Consider the following 20,724-nt stretch of genomic DNA (forward strand, 5'->3'; position numbering starts at 1 on the left):
GGTGCACGGGGCACCCATTACAGTGGGCGCCCTCATGAGCGCAGACATACCAGCGGTCGCACCTCCGGTGCTGCGGGTGCACCTCCTCGGCGGGTTCCGGGTCGACCGGGACGGCGGGCCGCCGCTCTCCGAGCGGTGGCCGCGCCCGAGCGCCCGGACACTGGTGAAGCTGCTCGCGGTCTCCCCCGGCCACAGCCTCCACCGTGAGCAGGCGATGGAGATCTGCTGGCCGGACGCGGACCCGCAGGCGGCGCTCGGCAGTCTGCGGGTGGCGCTGCACGCGGCCCGCCGGGCGATCGAGCCCGAGCTGGCGCCCCGGGCCGCCTCCTCCTATCTGACCGGTGAGGGCTCGCTGTTGCGCCTCGATCCGCGGACGGTACGGATCGACGCCGACGAGGCCGAGGCCCTCGCGGAGGCGGCGCTGGCCCACGGCGGACGCTCAGGACTCACGGCCGCCCTGGAAGCGTTCACCGGCGAGCTGCTCCCCGAGGACCGCTACGCCCCCTGGGCCGAGGCCCGCCGCGAACGCCTGGCCGCCCTGCGGGAACGCACCCTGGTCACGCTCGCCGCCGCCCACCTCGAAGCCGGCTGCCCCGAGGAGGCCGTCGCCGCGGCCGAGCAGGTCCTCGTCGCGGCTCCCGCCGAGGAGGAGGCCCACCGCATCCTGATGGCCGCGTACGTCCGGCAGGGCCTGCGCCGCCGGGCGGTCGCCCAGTACCACCTGTGCCGGGAGGCACTGGACGCGGAGTTCGGCGTACGGCCTGGGCCGGAGACCGAGCGGCTGCACCGGGACGCCCTGGCCACGCCCCCACCGGCCTCCCGGTCGGTGGGCCCCGCGCTGCCGGCCGTGGTGCGGCAGCCGCCCGGCACTCCCCTGCGCGGCCGGGACGACGTCCTCCCCGGCCTGCTTGCCGCCGGCTCCCCGCCCGTGCTCCTGCTCACCGGGGAGGCCGGACTCGGGAAGACCCGCCTCGCCGGGGAGGCCGCCCGGCGCGCGGCCGCGGAGGGCACGGCGGTTCTGTGGGGTGCGGGCCACGACGCGGAGGGCCACACGCCGTACGGTCCGTTCGCCGAGGCCCTGGACGGCTGGCTGGCGGACCGGCCGACCGGGGAGCGGGCCAGGACGGGCGCGGAGTATCCCGAACTGGCTTCGCTGCTGCCGTCCTTGGGGCGAGTGCCCGCCCGGAGCGGGCGCAGTCCCGAGGAGGAGCGGGACCGGCTGTTCCGGGCGACGGCGGGGCTGCTCGGGGAACTGGCGGCGGAGCGGCCCGTGATGGTGGTGCTCGACGATCTCCACGCGGGGGACGCGGGTTCGTTCCAGCTCCTCAGCCATCTTGCCCGCCGGGCGCGGGAGGGCGGAAGGGCTTGGCGATTTCTCGCCACCGTCCGCCCGGAGGAACTGCCCGCGGCCGACCCGCGCCGCCAGGTCCTCGACGCGCTCGTGCGGCAGTCCCTCGCCACCGCCGTCGAACTCCCTCGCCTGTCCCGCGAGGCCTGCCTGGCGCTGACGGCGGACGCGCTGGGCCCCGGCGGAGCCGTACCGGAGCGGGTGTGGGAACTGTCCCTCGGCAACCCGCTGTTCGCGCTGGAGCTGGCCCGCGCGGTGCGCGACGGGGAAGAGGAAGGGGACGGGGACGGGGACGGCAAGGTCGGCGCCCCGGAGGGCGTACGCCAGCTGGTGGCCGAACGTCTGGCCCGCCTTGATCCGGCGGCCCGCCGGGTGGTCGACGCCGTCGCGGTCGCCGGCCAGGACGCCGCCCTCACCGAAGTACTCGACGTGGCCCGGCACGGCGGTCACCCCCGGCTGTCGGCGGCGGAGGCCGCCGAGGCGGTGGAGGCGGCCGTCGCCGCCTCGGTCGTCGAGGAGCGGCGGGTGGTCTCCGAGGGCCGGCCCGTCGCGGGCCTCGCCTTCCGCCACCCACTGGTCAGGCTGACCTGCTACGACGGACTCTCCGCCGCCCGCCGCCGCCTCCTGCACTCGGCCTACGCCGAAGCGGTGCTGCGCCGGCGGCCCGAGGCGGTGGACACCCTCGCCGCCCATCTGGCCCGGGCCGACGACCCGCGCGCCACCGGCTATCTGCGGCAGGCCGCCGAGCGTGCGGCGGCGCTCTACGCGAACGACACCGCCGACCGCTACTACGCCGAGCTCACCGACCGACTCGACGCCCTCGCCGCCGACTCCGCCCGCGCCCGCATCGACCGCAGCGCCGTCCTGCGCCGCCTCGGCCGCTTCGACGAGGCGGCCCGGCTGCTCGTCGAGGCGCTGGACGAGCTGCGCCGGCGCGGCGACGCGGACGGCCGTGTCCTGGCGGCCGCGCGGCTCGCGGAACTCATGCCGAAGACCCGCGGCACCGACGAGGGCTTCCGCCTCCTGAAGGCCTGCCCGCCCGGTCCCGGCACCCCGGCGGCGGTGGCGAGCGCCCACCATCTGGCCCGCGGCGTGCTGTGCTTCGTCGCCGGCCGGTACGAGGAGGGCGTCACCGCCGCGCGGGCCGCGGAGGACGCGGCGCAGGCGGTGACCGGACCCGAGCGGCGCGGCCTGCTGGCCAGGGCCTTGGCCGCGCAGGCCACCTCGCTCGGCCTCGCGGGCCGGTTCGGCCAGGCGGGGCCGGTCGCGGACCGGGCGCTGCCGCACGCGGAGGCGTACGGCGATCCCCAGCTGCTCACCTCGGTGCTCTCGGTGCTGCGCGAGACGGCCCGGCGCTCGGGTCGCCTGCGGGAGGCGATCGAGACCGGGCGCCGGGCGCTCGCCCTCGCCGAGCGCTCCGGCGATCCGACGGCGACGGTCTTCGAACGGGCCAACCTCGCCGAACTCCACCTCCTCATGGAAGAGGTCTCCGAAGCCCGCGAACTCGCCGAGACGGCCGTCCGCGACGCCCGGTCCTCCACCGGCTGGTGCGCCCCCTACGCCCTGGTGGCGCTCGCCCGCGTCCGCATCCGGGCGGCCGAACCCGGCGGCGCCGAACTCCTCGATCCCGCCGAGCGGATGGCCCTGGCCCAGGGCGACCACCAGGCCGGGTACGAGGTGCGTTCGGCCCGCGCCGAACTCGCGGTCCGCGAGGGCAGGCCCGAGGAGGCGCTCCGGCTGCTCGACGGATACCGGGAGTCCGGCGCCGCGCATCTCACGGCCTGGGCGCTCCTTGCCTGCGGCCGGGCCGCGGAGGCCGCCGGCGCGGCCGGCCGCGAGGTGATCCGCGCGGAGCTGGCCGGGGAGCGCCTCGCCGAGACGGAGGCCCGCGCCGCGCACGCCGCCGCGCTCGCCGCGCTCGGCCGGCCCCATGACTCCGCGGCCGAGTTCGACCGCGCGAGCGCCCTGGCCGATGCCCTCCCCTATCCGGCGGGCGCCCGCCGGGTGGCCTGGGCCCGCCGGGGCGGACCCGGCGACCCGGGGCGGACCTGACCCTGCGCCCCGCCCGACGGAGCGGCTGGCTTCCGTCGGACGGGGCGCGGCACAGGGGCCTCGGGGGCCGGGGCACGGCGGTGCGGACCGGGGTCAGATCTTCTGGGCGAGATCGGTGAGATGGGCGAAGACGACGATGTTCGCCTCGTAGCCGTTGCGGCGGTCGAAGGCTCCGCCGCAGGTGAGCAGCCGCAGTTCGGGCCGCCCGGTCGGGCCGTACACCTCCTTGTCGGGGAAGTCGGCCTTGGCGTACGTCCGTACGTGGTCGACCGTGAAGACGGCGACCTTGCCGTCGGCGCGGGCGACCCGGATGGTGTTCCCGGCGCTGAGGGAGTCGAGGTTCAGGAAGACGGCGGGGCCGGTGCGGGTGTCGCGGTGGCCGACGACGACGGCGGTGCCGCGCTCGCCGGGGGTGACGCCCTTCGCGTACCAGCCGACGACCCGCGGGTTGTCGACGGGGGGTGTGGCGAGCCGTCCCGCGGCGTCGGTGCCGAGTTCGGTCACCGGGGCCTCGATGGTGATGGCCGGGACGGCCAGGGTGGTGGGACGCGAGCGGGACAGCGGCGCGGGCGGGGGCGTGGGCCGGGGTGGCGGGGTGGCCTTCGCCCGCGCCCTGGGCTTCGCCTTGTGGTCGAGGGCGGCGGGCGCCCCGGCCGCCGCCGGGCCGGCCCGGCCGGGGGCGGCCGGGCCGACGGCGAGCGGCTGGTCGGCCGGCTCGCCGTCGTCGGCCCACCAGATGCCTCCGGTGACCAGGACCGTGGTCACCGCCACGGTCCTGGTGAGCCGGAGGATGCGCCGCCTGCGACGCGTGAGGCGGGACCTACGCGGCGCCATTGTCGCGGCGGCGCGAGCGGCGGATCAGGACCAGTCCGGCCGTGCCGGCGAGGCCGGCCGCGACGGCCGCCCCGATGCCGAAGGCGGAGGAGTCGTCGGCGGCGATCTCCGCGCTGCCGCCGCCGCCCGCGCCGACCGGTCCGTGCGGGCCGTGCGGGGGCTTGCCGTGGCCGTTGCCGCCGGGGCCGCCGTTGGGGCCGCCGGTCGGCGGGTTGCTCGGGTTGGTGATGACGTCACCTGGGCATTCGACCTTGAAGACCTTGTGCTTTCCGGCCCCGTTCTCGCCCTCGAAGGTCCACACGAGCTTGTACTGGCCGCTCGGCAGCGACAGCTGGCCGGTGTGGCCCTTACCGGTCGTCAGGGTGATGTGGCCGCTGAGGTTCGGGTCGTCGGCCTTCGGTGGCTGGGGCATGATCTCCCAGTCGACTTCCTGGAGCGTGTCGAAGTTGAAGGCCGCCAGGTAGAACTTGCAGACCTTCGGCTCGTTGCTCTGGTCGTCGAAGGGCGTGCCGACCTTGTGGATCTTCACGTCGCCGTTGTCGCCGGGAGCGGCGTACGCCGTCGGCGCACCCGCGAGGGCGAGGCCGCCGACGGCGAGTGCGGCTGCTGCGGTGGCGGCGAGGGGCCGGGCGGTACGAGCGGGCATGCGGGTTCCTCCGGAGAGAGATCGTCGGACGGATTTACCGATAATCCGACCATCTGTCACGACACGACCACGGAGAGTGGCGACATGCGCACGCCACCCTCCGAAGTCGCCCGTCCGGCGCACACCCGACCCCTGAGCCGGACCCGAACCCGTAGCTGTGGCTGTGGCTGTGGCTACAGCTCTAGCCGAATCCGTCAGATGATCCCGAAGAGGATTCCCGCCGCGAGGACGACCAGCGAGGTCAGCGCGGCCCACTTCACCGTGAACCGGGTGTGGTCGCCGAACTCCACCTTCGCCATGCCGACCAACACGTACACGGCGGGCACCAGCGGGCTCGACATGTGCAGCGCCTGGCCGACCAGCGACGCCCGGGCGATCTCCAGGGGCGACACGCCGTGTGCCGCGCCCGCCTCGGCGAGCACCGGCACGACGCCGAAGTAGAAGCCGTCGTTCGACATGAAGTACGTGAGCGGGAGGCTCAGGACACCGGTGACCACCGCCATGTGCGGGCCCATGCCCTCGGGGATGGCGCCGACGAGCCAGTCGGCCATGTGCTTGACCATGCCGGTGCCGGTGAGGACACCGGTGAAGACGGCGGCCGCGAAGACCATGCCCGCGACGTTGAGGACGTTGTCGGCGTGGGCGGCGATGCGGGCCTTCTGCTCGGCCATGTTCGGGTAGTTCACGGTGAGCGCGAGGGCCGCGCCGAGGAGGAACAGGACCGGGATCGGCAGCAGTTCCAGGATCATCGCGGCGAGCAGCGCGACCGTGAGCCCGGCGTTGAACCAGTACAGCTGCGGGCGGAGCGTCGAACGGTTCGGGTCGAGACCCTGGAAGCCTTCGGCGGCGGGTGCGGTGCCGGTGGAGCCCGTACCGCCACTCGCGTCGGTGGAGCCCGTACGGGCACTGGCGTCGGTGGAGCCCGTACCCGTGGAGCCGGCGCCGCCCGCCGCGACCAGGACGGTCTCGGTCTCCGGCTGGAGGGCCTCGTCGAGGGTAAGGTAGCCGATCCGCTTCCGCTCGCGGCGGCCGAGGACGTACGCGAGGACGAAGACGAAGAGCAGGCCCACGGCGAGCGCGGGGATCATCGGTACGAAGATGTCGGCGGCGTCGAGCTTCAGCGCCGTCGCGGCGCGGGCCGTGGGACCGCCCCAGGGCAGGGTGTTCATGACGCCGTTGGCGGTGGCGGCGACACCCGTCATGACCACCAGGCTCATGCCGAGCCGCTTGTAGAGCGGATACATGGCGGAGACGGTGATCATGAAGGTGGTGGAGCCGTCGCCGTCCAGCGAGACGATCGCGGCGAGCACCGCCGTGCCGACGACGACGCGCACCGGGTCGGCCTTGCAGAAGCGCAGGATGCCCCGGACGATCGGGTCGAAGAGGCCGACGTCGATCATGACGCCGAAGTAGACGATCGCGAACATCAGCATCGCGGCGGTCGGCGCCAGCTTGCCGACGCCTTCGATGACGTAGTCACCGAGCTGGGCCCCCTGCCCGACCGCGACGCAGAAGAGCGCGGGGATCAGCACGAGCGCCGCGATCGGCGACATCTTTTTCATCATGATCAGCACCAGGAAGGTCGCGATCATGGCGAAACCGAGGACGGTCAGCATGGAGGACACCTCACGTTCACCCTTGAACTGCCGCCGAGCGGCGGTCCGGATGACGGTAGGTGCCCTCTTCCGCCGTTAACAAGACGTTGACGCGTGAGCAATACGAGCAAAACCCCAGGTCACGGCAGGGGCGACACCTCGACGGGGAATCCGTTCAGGACGGCGGTGCCGGAGAGGGGGTCGATCCGGGAGCCGTCGAGCAGCTGGTTGACGTTGACGCCGGGGCGGGCGGACGCCACGGACAGCCGGGTGCCGGGCCGGTCGTGGCCCCAGCCGTGCGGAAGGCTCACCACCCCGGGCCGTACGCCGTCGGTGACCTCCACCGGCACCTCCAGCTCCCCGCCCTCGCCCTTGACCCGGGCGAGCCCGCCGTCGGCGAGCCGCAGCCGCTCGGCGTCCACCGGGTGCACCTGGAGGGTGCACCGGTTCGAACCGCCGCCGAGCGCGGGGGTGTTGTGCAGCCAGCTGTTGTTCGACCGCAAGTGCCGCCGTCCGACGAGGTGGAGAACGCCCGGCTCCGGTACGGCGTGCAGCGCGGCCCGCAGCCGGGGCAGGTCCGCGGCGAGGGGGGCGGGGAACAGCTCGATCCGTCCGCTGCGGGTCTTGAGGAGCCCGGGGATCCGGGGCTTCAGCGGCCCGAGGTCGATGCCGTGCGGGTGGGCCTTCAGCTCGTCGAGGGTGAGCCCGTACGGGCCGAGGCGCAGCATCAGGTCGAGCCGCCGCTCGGGGCCGCTCTCACCGGAGAGGCCGGCCGCGAACTCCTTGGGATCGGCGCCGTACGCGGGCGAGTGCTCCTGTGTCACGGCCTTGGCGAGGGTCGCGTCGATCGCCGTCTCGTCCACGGCGGACGGCGGGGCGCCGTGCAGCCCGGACACGGCGAGGATCAGCCGGGCGTGGATCTCGCACTCGTCCATGCGGCCGGCGTCGAGGGGGACGGCGGCCGGGGTGTAGCGGGCCTGGTTGCGGACGGCGAAGCCGTTGAAGGCGAAGTCGAAGTGGGCGCTCCGGGAGGGCGGCGGCGGAGGCAGCACGACGTCGGCGTGACGGGTGGTCTCGTTGAGGTACGGGTCGACGGCGACCATGAAGTCGAGGGAGCCGAGGGCCGTGTCGAGCCGGTCCCCGTCGGGCGCGGACAGGACCGGGTTGGCGGCGACCGTGATCACCGCCCTGATCCGCCCCTCCCCCGGCGTCTCGATCTCCTCGGCGAGCGCGACCAGGGGCAGTTCGCCCTTCACCTCCGGGTGGCCCGACACCCTGCTGTGCCGGCGGCCGAGCGCGAACCCCTTGCCCGGCCCGGCGGGGCGCGGCGCGGGCGCGGTGGCGGAGAGCGGGAAGAGGGCGCCGCCCGGCCGGTCGAGATTGCCGGTGAGGACGTTGAGGACGTCGACGAGCCAGTTGCCGAGGGTTCCGTACGCCACGGTGGAGCTGCCCATCCGCCCGTACACGGCGGCGGTGGGCGCGGCGGCGAGTTCGCGGGCGAGCGTACGGATCGTGGCGGCGTCCACATCGCAGGCATCGGCGACCGTCTCGGGGCTGAACTCCCCTACCGCCGACCGCACTTCCTCCACCCCCTCGACATGGGCGGCGAGCGGACCGAGGTCGGTGAGGTCCTCCTCGAAGAGGGTGTGCACGAGTGCGGCGAGGAGCAGCGCGTCGGCGCCGGGGCGGATCGCGACGTGCCGGTCGGCGAGGCGGGCGGTGCGGGTGCGCCGCGGGTCCACGACGGTGAGGGTTCCGCCGCGGCGGCGCAGCGCCTTGAGCCTGCCGGGGAAGTCGGGGGCCGTGCACAGACTTCCGTTGGAGTCCAGCGGGTTGGCTCCGAGGATCAGCAGGTGGTCGGTGCGGTCCAGGTCCGGCACGGGGACGGCGAAGGGATCCCCGAAGAGGAGGCCGCTGGAGACATGCTTGGGCATCTGGTCGAGGGTCGACGCGGTGAACAGGTTCCGCGTCCGCAAGGCACCGATCAGCAGGGGCGGGTAGAGGGAGCCCGCGACCGTGTGCACGTTGGGGTTACCGAGCACGATACCCACGGCATCGGGCCCGTACTCCTCGATCAGCGGACGTATTCGCGCGGCAATCGTCCCGAACGCCTCGTCCCAGGTGGCCTCCTGGAGCTCCCCGTCCTTCCGGACCAGCGGGCCCCTGAGCCGATCCGGGTCCGCGTCGACCTCGGGAAACGCCGCGCCCTTCGGGCAGATGAACCCCCCGCTGAAGACGTCCTCCCGGTCACCCCGAGCCCCGGTGACCCGGCTCCCGTCGAGTGTCAGGGTCAGTCCGCAGGTCGCTTCACAGAGCGGGCAGATACGCAGGGCCGTGGACATGGCGTCTCCCTGGGGCGTCATCGGGTGGCGCCGAGCATACCGACCGGTAGGCACGTACGGGAGGGGGCGGGGGGACGCCGTACGGACCCCGCGCGTGCGGAGCCGCGTAGAGGATCTGCGAGCGGGGCTTTGCCGCGGATCTTGGCCTACGGGCGGGCCGCGGGGTACTGGGGGTCCCTATGGGCGAGTCGTGGGGCCCTGGGGGTCTCTACGGGCGGGCCGTGGGGCCCTTGGGGCCCCTAGCGGGCCGTGGGGTCCTGGGGTCCCTACGGGCGGGCCGTGGGGCCCTGGGGGGACAGCGAGGACGCCAGGTACCCGTGGAGCAGGTGGCGCGTCTCGTCCACCAGCGCCGGATCGCCCGCCGGGTCGGTGCGGAAGGCGAGCCGGACGAGGGCGTCGGCGGTCTCGACGCCGACGAGGACCTTCCGGCGCAGGTCGTCATCGGCGGTACTGCCGAGGTGGGTGGCGAGCAGGGCGCAGATCCGGTCGACGACGAGACGGTTGGGGTCCTCGGCGGCGGCGTCCTCGGCCGCGGGCCCCCCGGCGCCGCCGGACCCGTCGAGGGGGTCCTCTCCCGATTCTCCGGATTCCCCAGATTCCCCTTCCGGGCGCGCGCCCAGCTCCTCCCCCGAGCCCTCCCCTGAGCCCTCCCCTGAGCCCTCCCCCGGGGTGTCGCCGGGTGCGGCGGCGGGGACGCCGAAGTCGATGAGCGCGAAGCCCGGGACGGTCCGCTTCATCGCGATGAATTCGTCGAGGACGCCGTCGATCGCCCCGTGGGCATCGAGCAGCGGCGTGGCGGCGAAGCGGGCGGAGATCCGCTCGGCGTACTCGTCGAGGTTGCGGTGGGCGAGGGCGGCGACCATCGCCCGCTTGTTGCCGAAGAAGCGGTAGACGGATCCGATGGGGACCCCGGCGCGGGCGGCGACGGCACGGGTGCTCAGCTGCTCGTACCCGGTCTCGTCGAGGAGTGCGGCGCAGGCGTCGAGGATGCGGGCGAGCCGCTCCGCGCTGCGCTGCTGCACGGGGGTGCGGCGGAGCACCGGGGGCGTCTGCGGGGCGATGTGGGGAGTGGTGTGGGGCACGGGGACCATGATGCCGCTCCGATCGGGGGTCGGGCGAAGCCGGGCCTCAGGCGATGAGCAGGCCGATGCCGCCGAGGGTGTACGCGATCATCAGCACGAACAGCGGGAGTTGGCCGGCGACCGCCCGCTCGGGCGGGAAGAGGCGCACGGACCGGTCGTGGGCGGCGACGACACCGAGGACGTGGCCGGTGACGATGGCGACCACCTGGAGGGTCGCGAGGCCGCCCGGACCCAGTGGTGGGGCGGGCGAGAGGGCGTTGTCAGTGCCCCCTGCCATCATGACTGTGCGTGGTCCTTCGGTGACGAAAAGTGAGAAGTAGTGGGCGACGAGATAGCCGAGGGCGATGGGCAGGAGCGAGTGGGCGAAGGAGGTGAGAGGGGTGGTGAGGTCGCGTTGCAGCAGGCGGAGAGCGCCCGCGCAGAGGCCGTAGCAGGCGGCGGCGAGGGTGATGGCGGCAAGGAGTCCGAGGGTGGCGGTGACGGTGGGGCCGAGGGGTGAGGTCTGGAGGGTGGTGATCCAGCGGGGGTTGTCGGAGAGGCCGTCGTAGGCGGTGGAGCCGAGGAGGACGCAGACGGTGGCGACGAGACCGGGGGTCTGCGGCGTGGAGTCGAGGCTGTGGAAGGGGGAGCGCAGGACGAGCCGGCCGTCGGCGCGGCGGCCGAGCGGTGAGAGGTGGGCGAGGAGGGAGGAGTAGACCTCGAAGGGGTCGGCGTGGGCGAACCACCGTTCGCCGTAGCGGGCGGCGCCGAGGAGCTGGATGGCGAGGTGGACGGCGAGGGCGATGAGGAGGGTGGCGGTGGACGCGTTGTCTGGCGCGACGAGTTCGAGCCAGGTGAAGAGGAGGAGCCCGCCGGCGGCGGGGCGGATGCCGAGGGCGGCGGGCAGCGGACGTGGGTGACGCGGCGGGCGCAGCGCCTGGAGGGCACGCAGCGGGTTGAGGAGGCACCAGACGGGGCCGAGGAGGAGGGAGGCGGGGACGAGACCGACCCAGAGGAGGACGTAGAGCGCGCCGGGCGCGGGATTGCGGTCCGGGTCGTCGGGGCCGAGGAGGAGGTGAAGGAGGAAGAGCAGCGCGGCGGCGGAGCCGAGGATCCGCAGGGCCGTGCGGGTGGCCGGCGCGTCGGCCACCCGCTGGACGGCGGCGGGGAGCGGCTGGCCGGCTTGGTCGCCGCGGAAGCGGGAGGTGGACCAGAGGAGCCCGAGGGCGAGGAAGGAGACGAGCAGGGCAGTGAAGGCCCCGGCGTACGCGTAGAAGGGAGAGAGGGGCAGGTCATGCCGGGAGCCCACGCCGTGGGCGAGCGGGAGTCCGAGCGACTCGGCGTGGGCGTGGGCGAGCGGGAGTCCCAGTGACTCGGCGTGAGCCTGGGCGAGCGGGAGCCCCAGCGACTCGGCGGGGGCCTGGGCGAAGGGGAGGCCCACCGGCTCGACGTGGGCCTGGGCGAGCGGGAGTCCCAGCGACTCGGCGGGGGCGGCGGAGGGGGCGGCGGTCATCGGACGGCGAGTTGGGTCAGTACGAGTCCGGACTCGTGGGTCTCGACCTCGAAGAGACCGGTGCGGTCGGCCGTGAAGGTGAGGGTGGCGGGGGTGCCGCGAGAGAGGGGGAGTTCGCGGTCGTAGCCGTGCACGTGGACGGTGTCGGCGCGGTCTCCGGTGACACGGAGGGTGAGGCGCTCGCCCTTCTTCAACTCGATGCGGGAGGGAGGTGGTTCGACGGTCTTGCCGGTGATGGTGAGGGTGACCGTCCGGCCGGTGTCGGCCGGCGGGGGGCTCAGCGGCGCGGACGCGGGGGCGGTGGGGGTGCCGTCGAGGCGCACGGTGGCCTGGACGGGGGCGCCGGCGGCGGCCCACACCGTGCGGTCGTCCGCGTGGAGCCGGACGGTCAGGGTGTGGGCGCCGGGCGGCACGTAGCCCCACGGGCCGTACAGGCGGCCGGTCTCCCGGCCGTCGATCAGGAGGCGGGCGTGGCCCCGGCCCGGGAGGGCCGCGCCGCCGGTGCTCTCGGGGGTGAAGCGGAACCTCTCCACGGTGAGGTGGACGTTCCAACCGCCCTCGGGGTCCGGGCTGGCCTCGGCCTTCACGGTCGGCGCCTCCCCCGCCGGCAGCTCCCGCAGCCGGTGGCCGGCCTCGTCCTTGGCCGCCAGCAGCGTGCCGCTGCTCCCGCTGGCCTCCTGGTGGCTGGTGCCGGGCTTGTGATGCGTGGTGGCCCGGCCGCCGCAGCCCGCGACAGCGGGTACGGCGGCCACGACGGCCATGGCGGCGAGCAGGGAGGTCGCCCCGCGCGCCCGCCTCACGCCGCACCGTCCGCGGACGGCCCGGCGGTGGAGTTGCGGGGCGCCGCACCGTCCGCGGACGGCCCGGGCTCCTGCGCAGGCCCTGCGGGCGCCGGGGCGGCCGACTCCGCCGCCGGGTCGTCCGACGAGGGACGCTCCGCCCCCGGACCCTCGGGCGCCGGGTCACCGGAGACGGGGGCGGCCGGGGTGGGGCGTGGGGGGCGGGTGCCGGCGGCTATGACGGCCCAGAGGACCCAGATGACGCCGAGGAGGAGGCGGAACCAGGCGGGGCTGAGGGGGATGCCGGGCACCATGAGGACGGCCTTGTCGAAGGCGTCGAGGAGGGTGAGGGCGCCGAGGGCGACGGTGGTCCAGGCGAAGACGGGGCGGGTGGGCCGCAGGGCGAGGCCGATGAGGGTCCACCAGACGCCGGTGAGGAGCAGCGCGAGGGCCGGGACGACGGTCGGGGTGAGGGCGAGGGTGGAGCCGGCCACGTCGAGGGCGAGGCCCGCGAGGCCGAGGAGGGTGGCCGCGCCGGCGAGCCGGTTGCCGCGCAGTCGGCGCCACCACAGGGCGCAGCCGACGAGGGCGAGGAGGAGCGCGCTGCCGAGGGCGAGCTGGGTCTCGACGCGCTGGAGGCCGCGGGCGCCGTACCAGTCGCAGCCTGCCGGGAGGCGGCGCGCCTGGACGTTGTAGTCGGCGCAGACGAGGAGCTGGGCGAGCTTGACGGGTTCGCCGGCGAGGCGGTCGGTGTTTCCGGAGACGTCGCCGCGGCGGGTTCCGCAGCCGGGCAGGGCGCCGGGGCTGGTGGCGCCGGCGTCGGTCTGCCAGCAGTTGCCGCTGCCCTGGCCGTCCCACCAGACGTCGGAGCGGTTGGGCCGGGAGGTGCCGGCCTTGTCGACGCCGAGGTGGTTGCCGGCGTAGCGGTTGTGGTGGGAGGTGTCGGCCTGCTTGGCCCAGGCGGACTCGCCGCGGATGAAGGCGGGGACGGCGTTCAGGTAGAAGGCGGTGCGCTGGTGGCCGTAGATCCAGTTGTCCTCGTAGAGGTTCCAGTTCCCGCCGGCGGTGATGATGCCGCTGCCGGGGGGCATGGAGATCTGGGGGCAGACGACGCCCTGTTCGTAGCCGCGGTCGACGGGGGCCTTGGCGCAGGTGCCGTCGCGGACGTACCGGTAGTAGTTCTCGTTGTTGTCGTGGATGAGGTTGCGTTCGAAGCGGGCGTGGTTCTGGGGCAGTCCGGGGTGGCCGGGGAAGGCGGAGTCCATGGAGGCGCCGCCCATGTTGTGGTCGAACTCGTTGTCGTGGACCCAGACGGAGTCTCCGGCGGTTCCGGAGTAGCCGACCATGTTGTGGTGGCTGCGGCAGCCGGTGATCTCGATGGAGTAGCGGGGGACGTCGTAGCCGTAGCCGTCGTTGATGTTCGAGGCCGAGCCGGGGTAGATGCCGGAGTCGCCGTTTCCGTAGGACTCGCAGTTCTTGTAGAGGCCGTGGTCGGAGGCGAAGGTCAGGAAGCCGTACTCGTCGTTCCAGCGGGTGAGGACGTCGTCGATGACGAAGCCGTCGGCGGCGAGGACGTACAGCGAGTTGAAGGTGGTGCGCTGGGCGGTGAAGTTGCGGAAGTAGATGCCGTCGGAGCCGTCGGCGCGGAGGGCGTTGAGCTTCTGGTACTTGGCGTCGATGACGACGTCGAGGCGGGAGGCGCCGGTGCCTTCGATCTGGAGGTTCTTCTTGCCGAGGATGGCGACGAGGTTCTGGTTGTGGGGGCAGCGCCGCTGCTGTTCGTAGCTGAGGATCTGGTAGCCGAGCGAGGAGTTGGGGGCCTTGAGGGCGGCGCACTCCCCGGTGGGCTTGGGCAGGGAGGGCTCTTCCTCGTAGAGGCCGGGGAGGATCGCGATGGTCATGCCGGGCCGGTCGACGGCGTCGACGGCCTGCTGGAGGTGGCGGTAGCCGGCGCGTGCGCAGCGTGCGTAGAGGGCGAGGTTGCGGGCCTTGAGGTCGGCCGGGAAGGCGGCGACGCGGCGGTCGAAGTCGGCCCGGTCGGTCTTGCAGACGAGGAGGTCGGGTTCGCCGGTGCGGAGTTTCGGCACGGTGCCGGTGCCGTCGGGCAGGGTGACGGGCCGCTCCTCGTGGGCCTGGGCCCCGGGTGCGGTGAGCAGGGCCGCGGCGAGGGCCGCGAGCACGGCCGTGAGCGCGAGGACGAGTCTTCGGGTCCAGGACATGCGCGTGAGAGTAGAGCATTGTTCATCTTTTTTGACCCCCTCGCGCACGCCTTCGTAAGCACCCTCATGCACCCCCTCGCGCACGCCTTCGTAAACGCCCGTATGCACCCCCTCGCGCACGCCTTCGGCGCCGCCGCCGGCCGAGTGCCCCGTTGACGGGAGGCGCGCGGAATCCTACGGTCATCCATAGGATTCCCTTGTGGCCTCAGGCCAGGGGCTCAGGACAGGAGCGGGCGATGACCACGGAGCAGGCCAGGAAGACGGCCGAGGCGCTCACCTACAGCACCGGATTCGGCAACGAGCACAGCTCGGAGGCGGTGCCCGGGGCGCTGCCGGACGGCCGTAACTCGCCGCAGCGCGCGCCCCTCGGGCTCTACGCCGAGCAGCTCAGCGGCAGCGCCTTCACCGAGCCGCGGGCCCACAACCGCCGCTCCTGGCTCTACCGGATCCGCCCCTCGGCCGCGCACCCGCCGTTCACCCGGACCGACAACGGCGCCCTGCGCGGCGCCCCCTTCACCGAGACCGTGCCGGACCCGAACCGGCTGCGCTGGAACCCGCTGCCCGACCCGGCGCCCGGCACCGACTGGCTGGCCGGCCTGTGGACCCTCGGCGGCAACGGCGACGCGGCCCAGCGCACCGGCATGGCCGTGCACCTCTACCACGCCAACGCCTCCATGGAGCGGGTCTTCGGCAACGCGGACGGCGAGCTGCTGATCGTCCCCGAGCGCGGCGGTCTGCTGCTCCGCACCGAGCTCGGTCTGCTCGCCGTCCACCCGGGCGAGATCGCGCTGATCCCCCGCGGGGTCCGTTTCCGCGTCGAGCTGCTCGACGCCGTGTCCGAGGGCGGGCAGAGCCCGACGGCCCGCGGTTACGTCTGCGAGAACTACGGCGCCCCCTTCCAGCTCCCCGACCTCGGCCCGATCGGCGCCAACGGCCTGGCGAACGCCCGCGACTTCCGCGCCCCGGTCGCCGCGTACGAGGACGTCGAGGGTCCCGTCGAGGTGGTCAACAAGTACTGCGGCAACCTGTGGTCGGCGACGTACGGCCACTCCCCGCTCGATGTCGTCGCCTGGCACGGCAACCACACCCCGTACGTCTACGACCTGCGCCGCTTCAACGTCATCGGGACGATCTCCTACGACCACCCCGACCCGTCGATCTTCACGGTCCTCACCTCGCCCTCCGACACCCCGGGGCTCGCGGGCGTGGACTTCGTGGTGTTCGCCCCGCGCTGGCTGGTCGGCGAGGACACGTTCCGCCCGCCGTACTTCCACCGCAACGTGATGAGCGAGTACATGGGCCTGATCGAGGGCGCCTACGACGCGAAGGCCGAGGGCTTCGTCCCGGGCGGCGGCTCGCTGCACAACATGATGTCCGCGCACGGCCCCGACCGGGAGACCTTCGACAAGGCCAGCGCCGCGGAGCTGAAGCCGCAGAAGATCGACGACGGCCTTGCCTTCATGTTCGAGACCCGCTGGCCGATGACCGCGACCGCGCAGGCCGCGGACGCCGACCACCTTCAGAAGGGATACGACGACGTATGGCAGGGTCTGGAGCGCCACTTCCGGCCGTAATGTCTCGGCCGTAAGCCCGTAGCCTTCGTACGGAGATCCCGTGACCGCCTTCGCTCCCGACTCGCTGGTCCTGAACCGCAAGCTGCCGCTCTGGTATCAGGTCTCGCAGTCGCTGCGCGCCTCGATACTGGGCCGCACGCCCGACGCCTCGCTGCGGCTGCCCACCGAGGAGCAGCTCGCCGCCCACTACGGCGTGAGCGTGCTGACCATGCGCCAGGCCCTCAAGGAGCTGGAGGAGGAGGGTCTGATCAGCAGGCACCGGCGGCGCGGCACGTTCATCGAGCCGGGCGCCCGGCGGTCCACCCCGCGCCGGCTGCTCGGCTCGATCGACGCGATCGTGGCCCAGCAGTCCGGCGAGCGGACGACGGTCCTGGGGCACGGCCCTGAGCCGGTGCCGGGCGAGCTCGCGGAGTACTTCCCGGACGTCCCGGAGATCGTGGCGTACCGGCGGCTGCGCCGTGACGGGGAGAGCGACGAGCCGACCAACTGGGCGGAGAACGCGGTGCTGCCCGAGCTCGCCGCCGCGATCGACCCGGGCGATCTGGTCCGCTGGCCGATGACGAAGGTGCTGCGGGACGTCGTCGGGGTGCGGATCAGCCGCATCACGGACACGGTCGAGGCCCGCCTCGCCGACCCGGAGACGGCGGGGCTCCTCCAGGTCCCGCTGCTCTCCCCGATCCTCCACTACACCGGTGTGACCTACGACGAGGACGGCCGGGTCGTCGACGTCGCCCGCATCCGCTACCGCGGCGACCGCTTCTCCTTCACGGTCACCGTCGGCCCCCAGTGATCACCCGGTCACCGTCGGCCCCAGTGATCACGCGAGCACGCCGGCCCCCAGTGATCACCCGGGCACGCCGGCCCCGGTCACTGCCGATGCCGCGACGCCGATGCTGGAACCCCACGGACCGCCGTCGTTAGCATGCGGGGCGTGACGAGAGCCCCTGGATCGGAAGCCCGCGGAGCGAGTGACGCGCTGCCGCTGCTCGACGAGCTGATGCCGTGGTCCGTGGCACCGCTGCGGTTCGGGCGGTCGTGGATCGTCGCCCCCGACGCCCGTACGCTGCGGGCCCGCTGGGACCGGCTGACGGCGGCCGAGGGGGCCGAGCGGGAGGCCTTGTTCCGGCCGAGCCGGGCGCGGACGCCGGTGAGCGCGGTGGCCGCCCTGCCCGGGCAGCGGACCGGGACGGCCCGGTTCGCCCGTGAGTCAGGGCCGTGCCCCGAGCCGGTGCGGGTGGCGCAGGGGCCGTTCGACGAGCAGTGGCTGCTGCCCGACCACCGGCTGATCGACACCGCCCGCCCGGAGCTGTGGCGGGTGGCGGGCGAGCCGCAGCTGTTCGCGGTGGAGCAGGGGTACGTGCCAGGGGCAGCCGGTCCGGCGCTCCTGGTGACCGCCGCGCTGCCCGAGGGCCGTTCCCCGGCCGGCCGCCCGGGCCGGATCCGGCCGCTGTTCCGGCGTCCCGGGGGCCTGGAGCCCAATCTCGCGCCCGGCCTCCTCGATTTCCTCGGGGAGCGGTACGGGTGCGAGGTCGACGCCCATGACTGGCTGGCGTGGACGGTGGCGGCGGCACTCCCCTCCCCCGCCGGGTGCCGGGTCCCGCTGCCCGGGGACCCTGAGGTGTGGGCGGCGGGCGTGGCGCTCGGCCGTGAGCTGGTGGACGTGCAGGCGCGCGGCGCGCTGAGCGGGACGAAGCCTCGGCTGCCGGGCGGGCGGCGGCCCTATGTGCGGGCGGCGGTTCCGGCGCGGCCTGCGGCGCTGGCGTACGAGCCCGGGGACGAGGTGCTGGACATCGACGGGGGCCGGGTCTCCCCCGTGCCGGCGGAGGCCTGGGAGTACCGGGTCGGTGGGGTGCGGGTCCTGGAGCAGTGGTTCGCGCACCGGACGGCGCCGGCGGAGCCGGGGTCGCTGGACGCGATCGGGCCGGGCGAGTGGCCGCAGGAGTGGACCTCGGAGCTCCTCGACCTGATCACGGTGCTGGCGCTGCTCGGTGCGCGGGAGCCGGAGCGTGCGGCGTTCGCCGCCGGGGGGCTCGACCGGGCGGCGCTGCGGACCGCCGGGGTCCTGCCGCCGCCGGACCGGGCGCGCCGCCCGGCCTCGGTGCTCGACCATCAGGAGGAGGGCCCGGAGGGGCAGTTCGCGCTTCTCTGATCACGCGGCCGGGGCGAACGACTACGCGGTGGGGGCGAACGACTACGCGGCCGGGGCGAACGACTCCAGGAGGCGGGCGATGGTCATGGCGAAGATCTCGTCGGCGTCGACGGGGGCGGCCGGGGCTTCGGCGAACAGTCCGGCGAGGTGCGGGTAGCGTCCGCTCGCCAACTGTCCCATGAGGTAGGCGCCGCGCACCGCCTGTTCCTCCGCCTCGGACCAGGGCAGTCCGCGGGCCCGTTCGGCGATGGCCTGTTCGTTGGCGACGGTCGCCATGACGGTGCCGTTCACCATGGCGATGAGCTGCATCTTCAGCCCGGCGGGGACGTCCAGGGGCGTGAGGCAGCCGAGGCACCATTCGAGGAAGCGCAGGGCGTTGGGGCTGAAGCCGTAGGCGGTGGTCATCACCCGGGGGAGCCAGGGGTGCCGGTACATGATCGCGCGGCTCTGGTGGGCGATGGCGGTCATGTCGGCGCGCCAGTCGCCGGTGGGTTCGCCGTCGAGTTCGTACTCGCCGCTGACCGCGTCGACCATCAGCTCGTAGAGGTCCTCCTTGCGGGGGACGTAGTTGTAGAGCGACATGGTGCCGCAGCCGAGTTCGGCGGCGACGCGGCGCATGGAGACCGCGTCGACGCCGTCTGCGTCGGCGATGCGGACGGCCGCCGCCACGACGTCCCGCCGGCTGTACGCCGGTTTCGGGCCGCGGCCCGTGCGCTCGGGGCGCGCCCAGATCACTTCCGGTTCGGCCGCTCGGCCCGCCATCGATCATCACCTCGCTCACCATCGTAGTTACGTACACCGTACGTAGTGAGCTATGGTCGCCTCATGACAACTACGTACGCTGTACTTAGTGAGGGTCTGCAGAAGCGATACGGCGAGGTCCACGCCCTCCGCGGCCTCGACCTCGCCGTCCCCGAGGGCACCGTCTGCGGCGTCCTCGGCCCCAATGGCGCCGGAAAGACCACGGCGGTCCGCGTCCTCACCACCCTCGTCGCACCCGACGCGGGCAGCGCCCGGGTCGCCGGGCACGACGTGGTCCGCGACCCGGCCGGGGTACGGAAGCGGATCGCCGTCACCGGGCAGTACGCCTCCGTCGACGGAGACCTCACCGGCGCCGAGAACCTGCGCCTCTTCGCCCGCCTGCTCCGCGCCCCGCGCTCCCGCGCCGACGAGCTCCTGGAGCGGTTCGGCCTGACCGCCGCCGCCGACCGGCCCGCCCGCACCTACTCCGGCGGCATGCGGCGCCGCCTCGACCTGGCCGCCAGCCTGCTCGTACCGCCGCGGGTCCTGTTCCTCGACGAGCCGACGACCGGCCTCGACCCGCACAGCCGCAACGAGATCTGGGACGCCGTAAGGGAGTTGGCGTCCGACGGCACCACCGTGCTGCTCACCACCCAGTACCTGGAGGAGGCCGACCAGCTCGCCGACGACATCGTGCTGATCGACGAGGGGCGGGCCGCGCAGCACGGCACCCCGGCCGAACTCAAGGCGCTCGTCGGCAGCTACGCCGAGGTCGTCGTCGCCGACCCCTCCTCCCTCGAAGCGGCCGCGGCCGTCCTCGATCGGCTGACCGGCTCGGCCCCCGTCCTGGACGCCGAGCGGCGCACGGTCGGCGCGGTCACCACGGACACCACGCTCACCCTCCCCCGGATCGTCCGCGCGGTCGACGCCGCCGGGGTCCACATCGTCGACGCCTCGCTGCGTCCGCCCACCCTCGACGAGGTGTTCCTGCGCCTCACCGACCCGAAGGAGCTCGTCGCATGAGTGCCCTCGCCCACGACGGGACCGCCGTCCTCGGCCGCCACCTCCGGCGGATCAGGCACGCGCCCGCGATCACCGTCATGACGCAGACGATGCCGATCGTCTTCCTGCTCTTCTTCGGATACGTCTTCGGCAGCGCGCTCGCCACGCCCGGCGCCGAGTACCGCGCCTTCCTGGTGCCCGGCATGCTGGTCGCGACCGCGGCGGGCGGCCTCATGACCGGCATGTTCCAGGCCGCGCAGGACTCCCACCGGGGCGTCATGGACCGCTTCAGGACCCTCCCCATCAGCCGGTCCGCCGTCCCCCTGGGCCAGGCGCTCGCCGACCTGCTCGCGAGCGCGGCCGGCACGGTCCCGCTGATCCTCGTCGGGCTCGCCATGGGCTGGCGCGTCGAGGGCACCCTCCCGCAGGCGCTCGGCGCCTTCGGCCTGCTGCTGCTCTTCCGCTTCGCGACCACCTGGGTCGGCATCCTCCTCGGCCTGGCCTCCCGGAGCGAGGAGGCGGCGGGCCAGCTGGGCAGCGCCACCTTCATGCTGCCGCTGCTCTCGAACGCGTACATCCCGACCGCCGGCATGCCCGGCTGGCTGCGGACGATCGCCGAATGGAACCCGATCTCGGCGGTCACCACGGCGGTCCGCCACCTCTTCGGCAACGCGCCCGTCCCCGTCGACGCGGCCTGGCCCGTCGCCCACCCGGTCGCCGGATCGCTGCTCTGGTCCCTCGGCCTGATCGCCGTCTTCGCCCCGCTCGCGGTCCGCAGGTACGCGGCCCGCTGACGGCTTCGTCCGGCGGGCGGCCGGCACCGGCGTGACACAGCCCCTGATGACAGGAGCCGCCCCGGCAGGGTAGGC

General features: G+C 74.0%; 15 protein-coding genes. 6 read left to right on the forward strand and 9 right to left on the reverse strand.

The window, feature by feature from the left end:
* Positions 1 to 34 precede the first annotated feature (34 nt).
* Positions 35 to 3,400, forward strand: coding sequence for an ATP-binding protein (locus tag ACZ7G1_RS24365; protein WP_470875567.1), 3,366 nt, complete (start codon positions 35 to 37; stop codon positions 3,398 to 3,400).
* A gap of 93 nt (positions 3,401 to 3,493) precedes the next feature.
* Here ACZ7G1_RS24365 and ACZ7G1_RS24370 read toward each other — a convergent pair whose 3' ends face one another.
* The 8 genes from ACZ7G1_RS24370 to ACZ7G1_RS24405 all read right to left on the reverse strand — a co-directional run bounded on the left by ACZ7G1_RS24370 (position 3,494) and on the right by ACZ7G1_RS24405 (position 14,389).
* Positions 3,494 to 4,234 (reverse strand): class F sortase, encoded by a 741-nt coding sequence (locus ACZ7G1_RS24370; protein WP_470875566.1) that lies wholly within the window; start codon positions 4,232 to 4,234, stop codon positions 3,494 to 3,496.
* The gene (locus tag ACZ7G1_RS24375) at positions 4,221 to 4,880 is read right to left on the reverse strand and encodes a hypothetical protein (RefSeq protein ID WP_470875565.1); all 660 of its coding nucleotides are present in this window, start codon (positions 4,878 to 4,880) and stop codon (positions 4,221 to 4,223) included. Before ACZ7G1_RS24375 ends, ACZ7G1_RS24370 begins: the two co-directional genes overlap by 14 nt.
* Positions 4,881 to 5,074: 194 nt before the next feature.
* Positions 5,075 to 6,496: a CitMHS family transporter gene (locus ACZ7G1_RS24380; protein WP_470875563.1), complete on the reverse strand. Its 1,422-nt coding sequence runs from the start codon at positions 6,494 to 6,496 to the stop codon at positions 5,075 to 5,077.
* Between the two features lie 119 nt (positions 6,497 to 6,615).
* Entirely contained in the window at positions 6,616 to 8,817 is a 2,202-nt protein-coding gene (locus tag ACZ7G1_RS24385) for a molybdopterin-dependent oxidoreductase (protein WP_470875561.1), read from the reverse strand.
* 266 nt (positions 8,818 to 9,083) lie between these two features.
* Complete coding sequence (locus ACZ7G1_RS24390; protein WP_470875560.1) at positions 9,084 to 9,908, reverse strand: TetR/AcrR family transcriptional regulator; 825 nt, start codon at positions 9,906 to 9,908, stop codon at positions 9,084 to 9,086.
* A gap of 37 nt (positions 9,909 to 9,945) precedes the next feature.
* On the reverse strand, positions 9,946 to 11,391 hold the full coding sequence (locus ACZ7G1_RS24395) for a hypothetical protein (protein WP_470875559.1): 1,446 nt from the start codon (positions 11,389 to 11,391) through the stop codon (positions 9,946 to 9,948).
* A complete protein-coding gene (locus tag ACZ7G1_RS24400; protein WP_470875557.1) occupies positions 11,388 to 12,191 on the reverse strand; it encodes a hypothetical protein in 804 nt (267 codons plus the stop codon). The genes ACZ7G1_RS24395 and ACZ7G1_RS24400 overlap by 4 nt, the downstream gene beginning before the upstream one ends.
* Positions 12,188 to 14,389, reverse strand: a complete 2,202-nt coding sequence (locus ACZ7G1_RS24405; RefSeq protein ID WP_470875556.1) for a right-handed parallel beta-helix repeat-containing protein — start codon at positions 14,387 to 14,389, stop codon at positions 12,188 to 12,190. The genes ACZ7G1_RS24400 and ACZ7G1_RS24405 overlap by 4 nt, the downstream gene beginning before the upstream one ends.
* Before the next feature lie 236 nt (positions 14,390 to 14,625).
* Here ACZ7G1_RS24405 and hmgA point away from each other — a divergent pair, with 236 nt between their 5' ends.
* From hmgA to ACZ7G1_RS24420, 3 genes are all read left to right on the forward strand, one after another.
* Complete coding sequence (hmgA, locus tag ACZ7G1_RS24410) at positions 14,626 to 15,963, forward strand: homogentisate 1,2-dioxygenase (RefSeq protein ID WP_470875555.1); 1,338 nt, start codon at positions 14,626 to 14,628, stop codon at positions 15,961 to 15,963.
* A gap of 40 nt (positions 15,964 to 16,003) precedes the next feature.
* Positions 16,004 to 16,753, forward strand: a complete 750-nt coding sequence (locus ACZ7G1_RS24415) for a GntR family transcriptional regulator (protein ID WP_470875553.1) — start codon at positions 16,004 to 16,006, stop codon at positions 16,751 to 16,753.
* A gap of 132 nt (positions 16,754 to 16,885) precedes the next feature.
* A complete protein-coding gene (locus ACZ7G1_RS24420; protein WP_470875552.1) occupies positions 16,886 to 18,112 on the forward strand; it encodes a type ISP restriction/modification enzyme in 1,227 nt (408 codons plus the stop codon).
* 42 nt (positions 18,113 to 18,154) lie between these two features.
* Here the strand turns inward: ACZ7G1_RS24420 and ACZ7G1_RS24425 are convergent, their stop codons facing one another.
* Entirely contained in the window at positions 18,155 to 18,874 is a 720-nt protein-coding gene (locus tag ACZ7G1_RS24425) for a TetR/AcrR family transcriptional regulator (protein ID WP_470875550.1), read from the reverse strand.
* Between the two features lie 63 nt (positions 18,875 to 18,937).
* On the opposite strand from ACZ7G1_RS24425, the gene ACZ7G1_RS24430 reads away from it, so the two are divergent.
* Positions 18,938 to 19,876 carry an ATP-binding cassette domain-containing protein gene (locus ACZ7G1_RS24430; RefSeq protein ID WP_470875548.1) on the forward strand — a complete coding sequence of 313 codons (939 nt, stop codon included), beginning with the start codon at positions 18,938 to 18,940 and terminating at the stop codon, positions 19,874 to 19,876.
* Positions 19,873 to 20,649, forward strand: a complete 777-nt coding sequence (locus tag ACZ7G1_RS24435) for an ABC transporter permease (protein WP_470875546.1) — start codon at positions 19,873 to 19,875, stop codon at positions 20,647 to 20,649. Before ACZ7G1_RS24430 ends, ACZ7G1_RS24435 begins: the two co-directional genes overlap by 4 nt.
* The last annotated feature ends 75 nt before the right edge of the window (positions 20,650 to 20,724 follow it).

This window comes from Streptomyces sp. NPDC037273 (assembly GCF_055603625.1).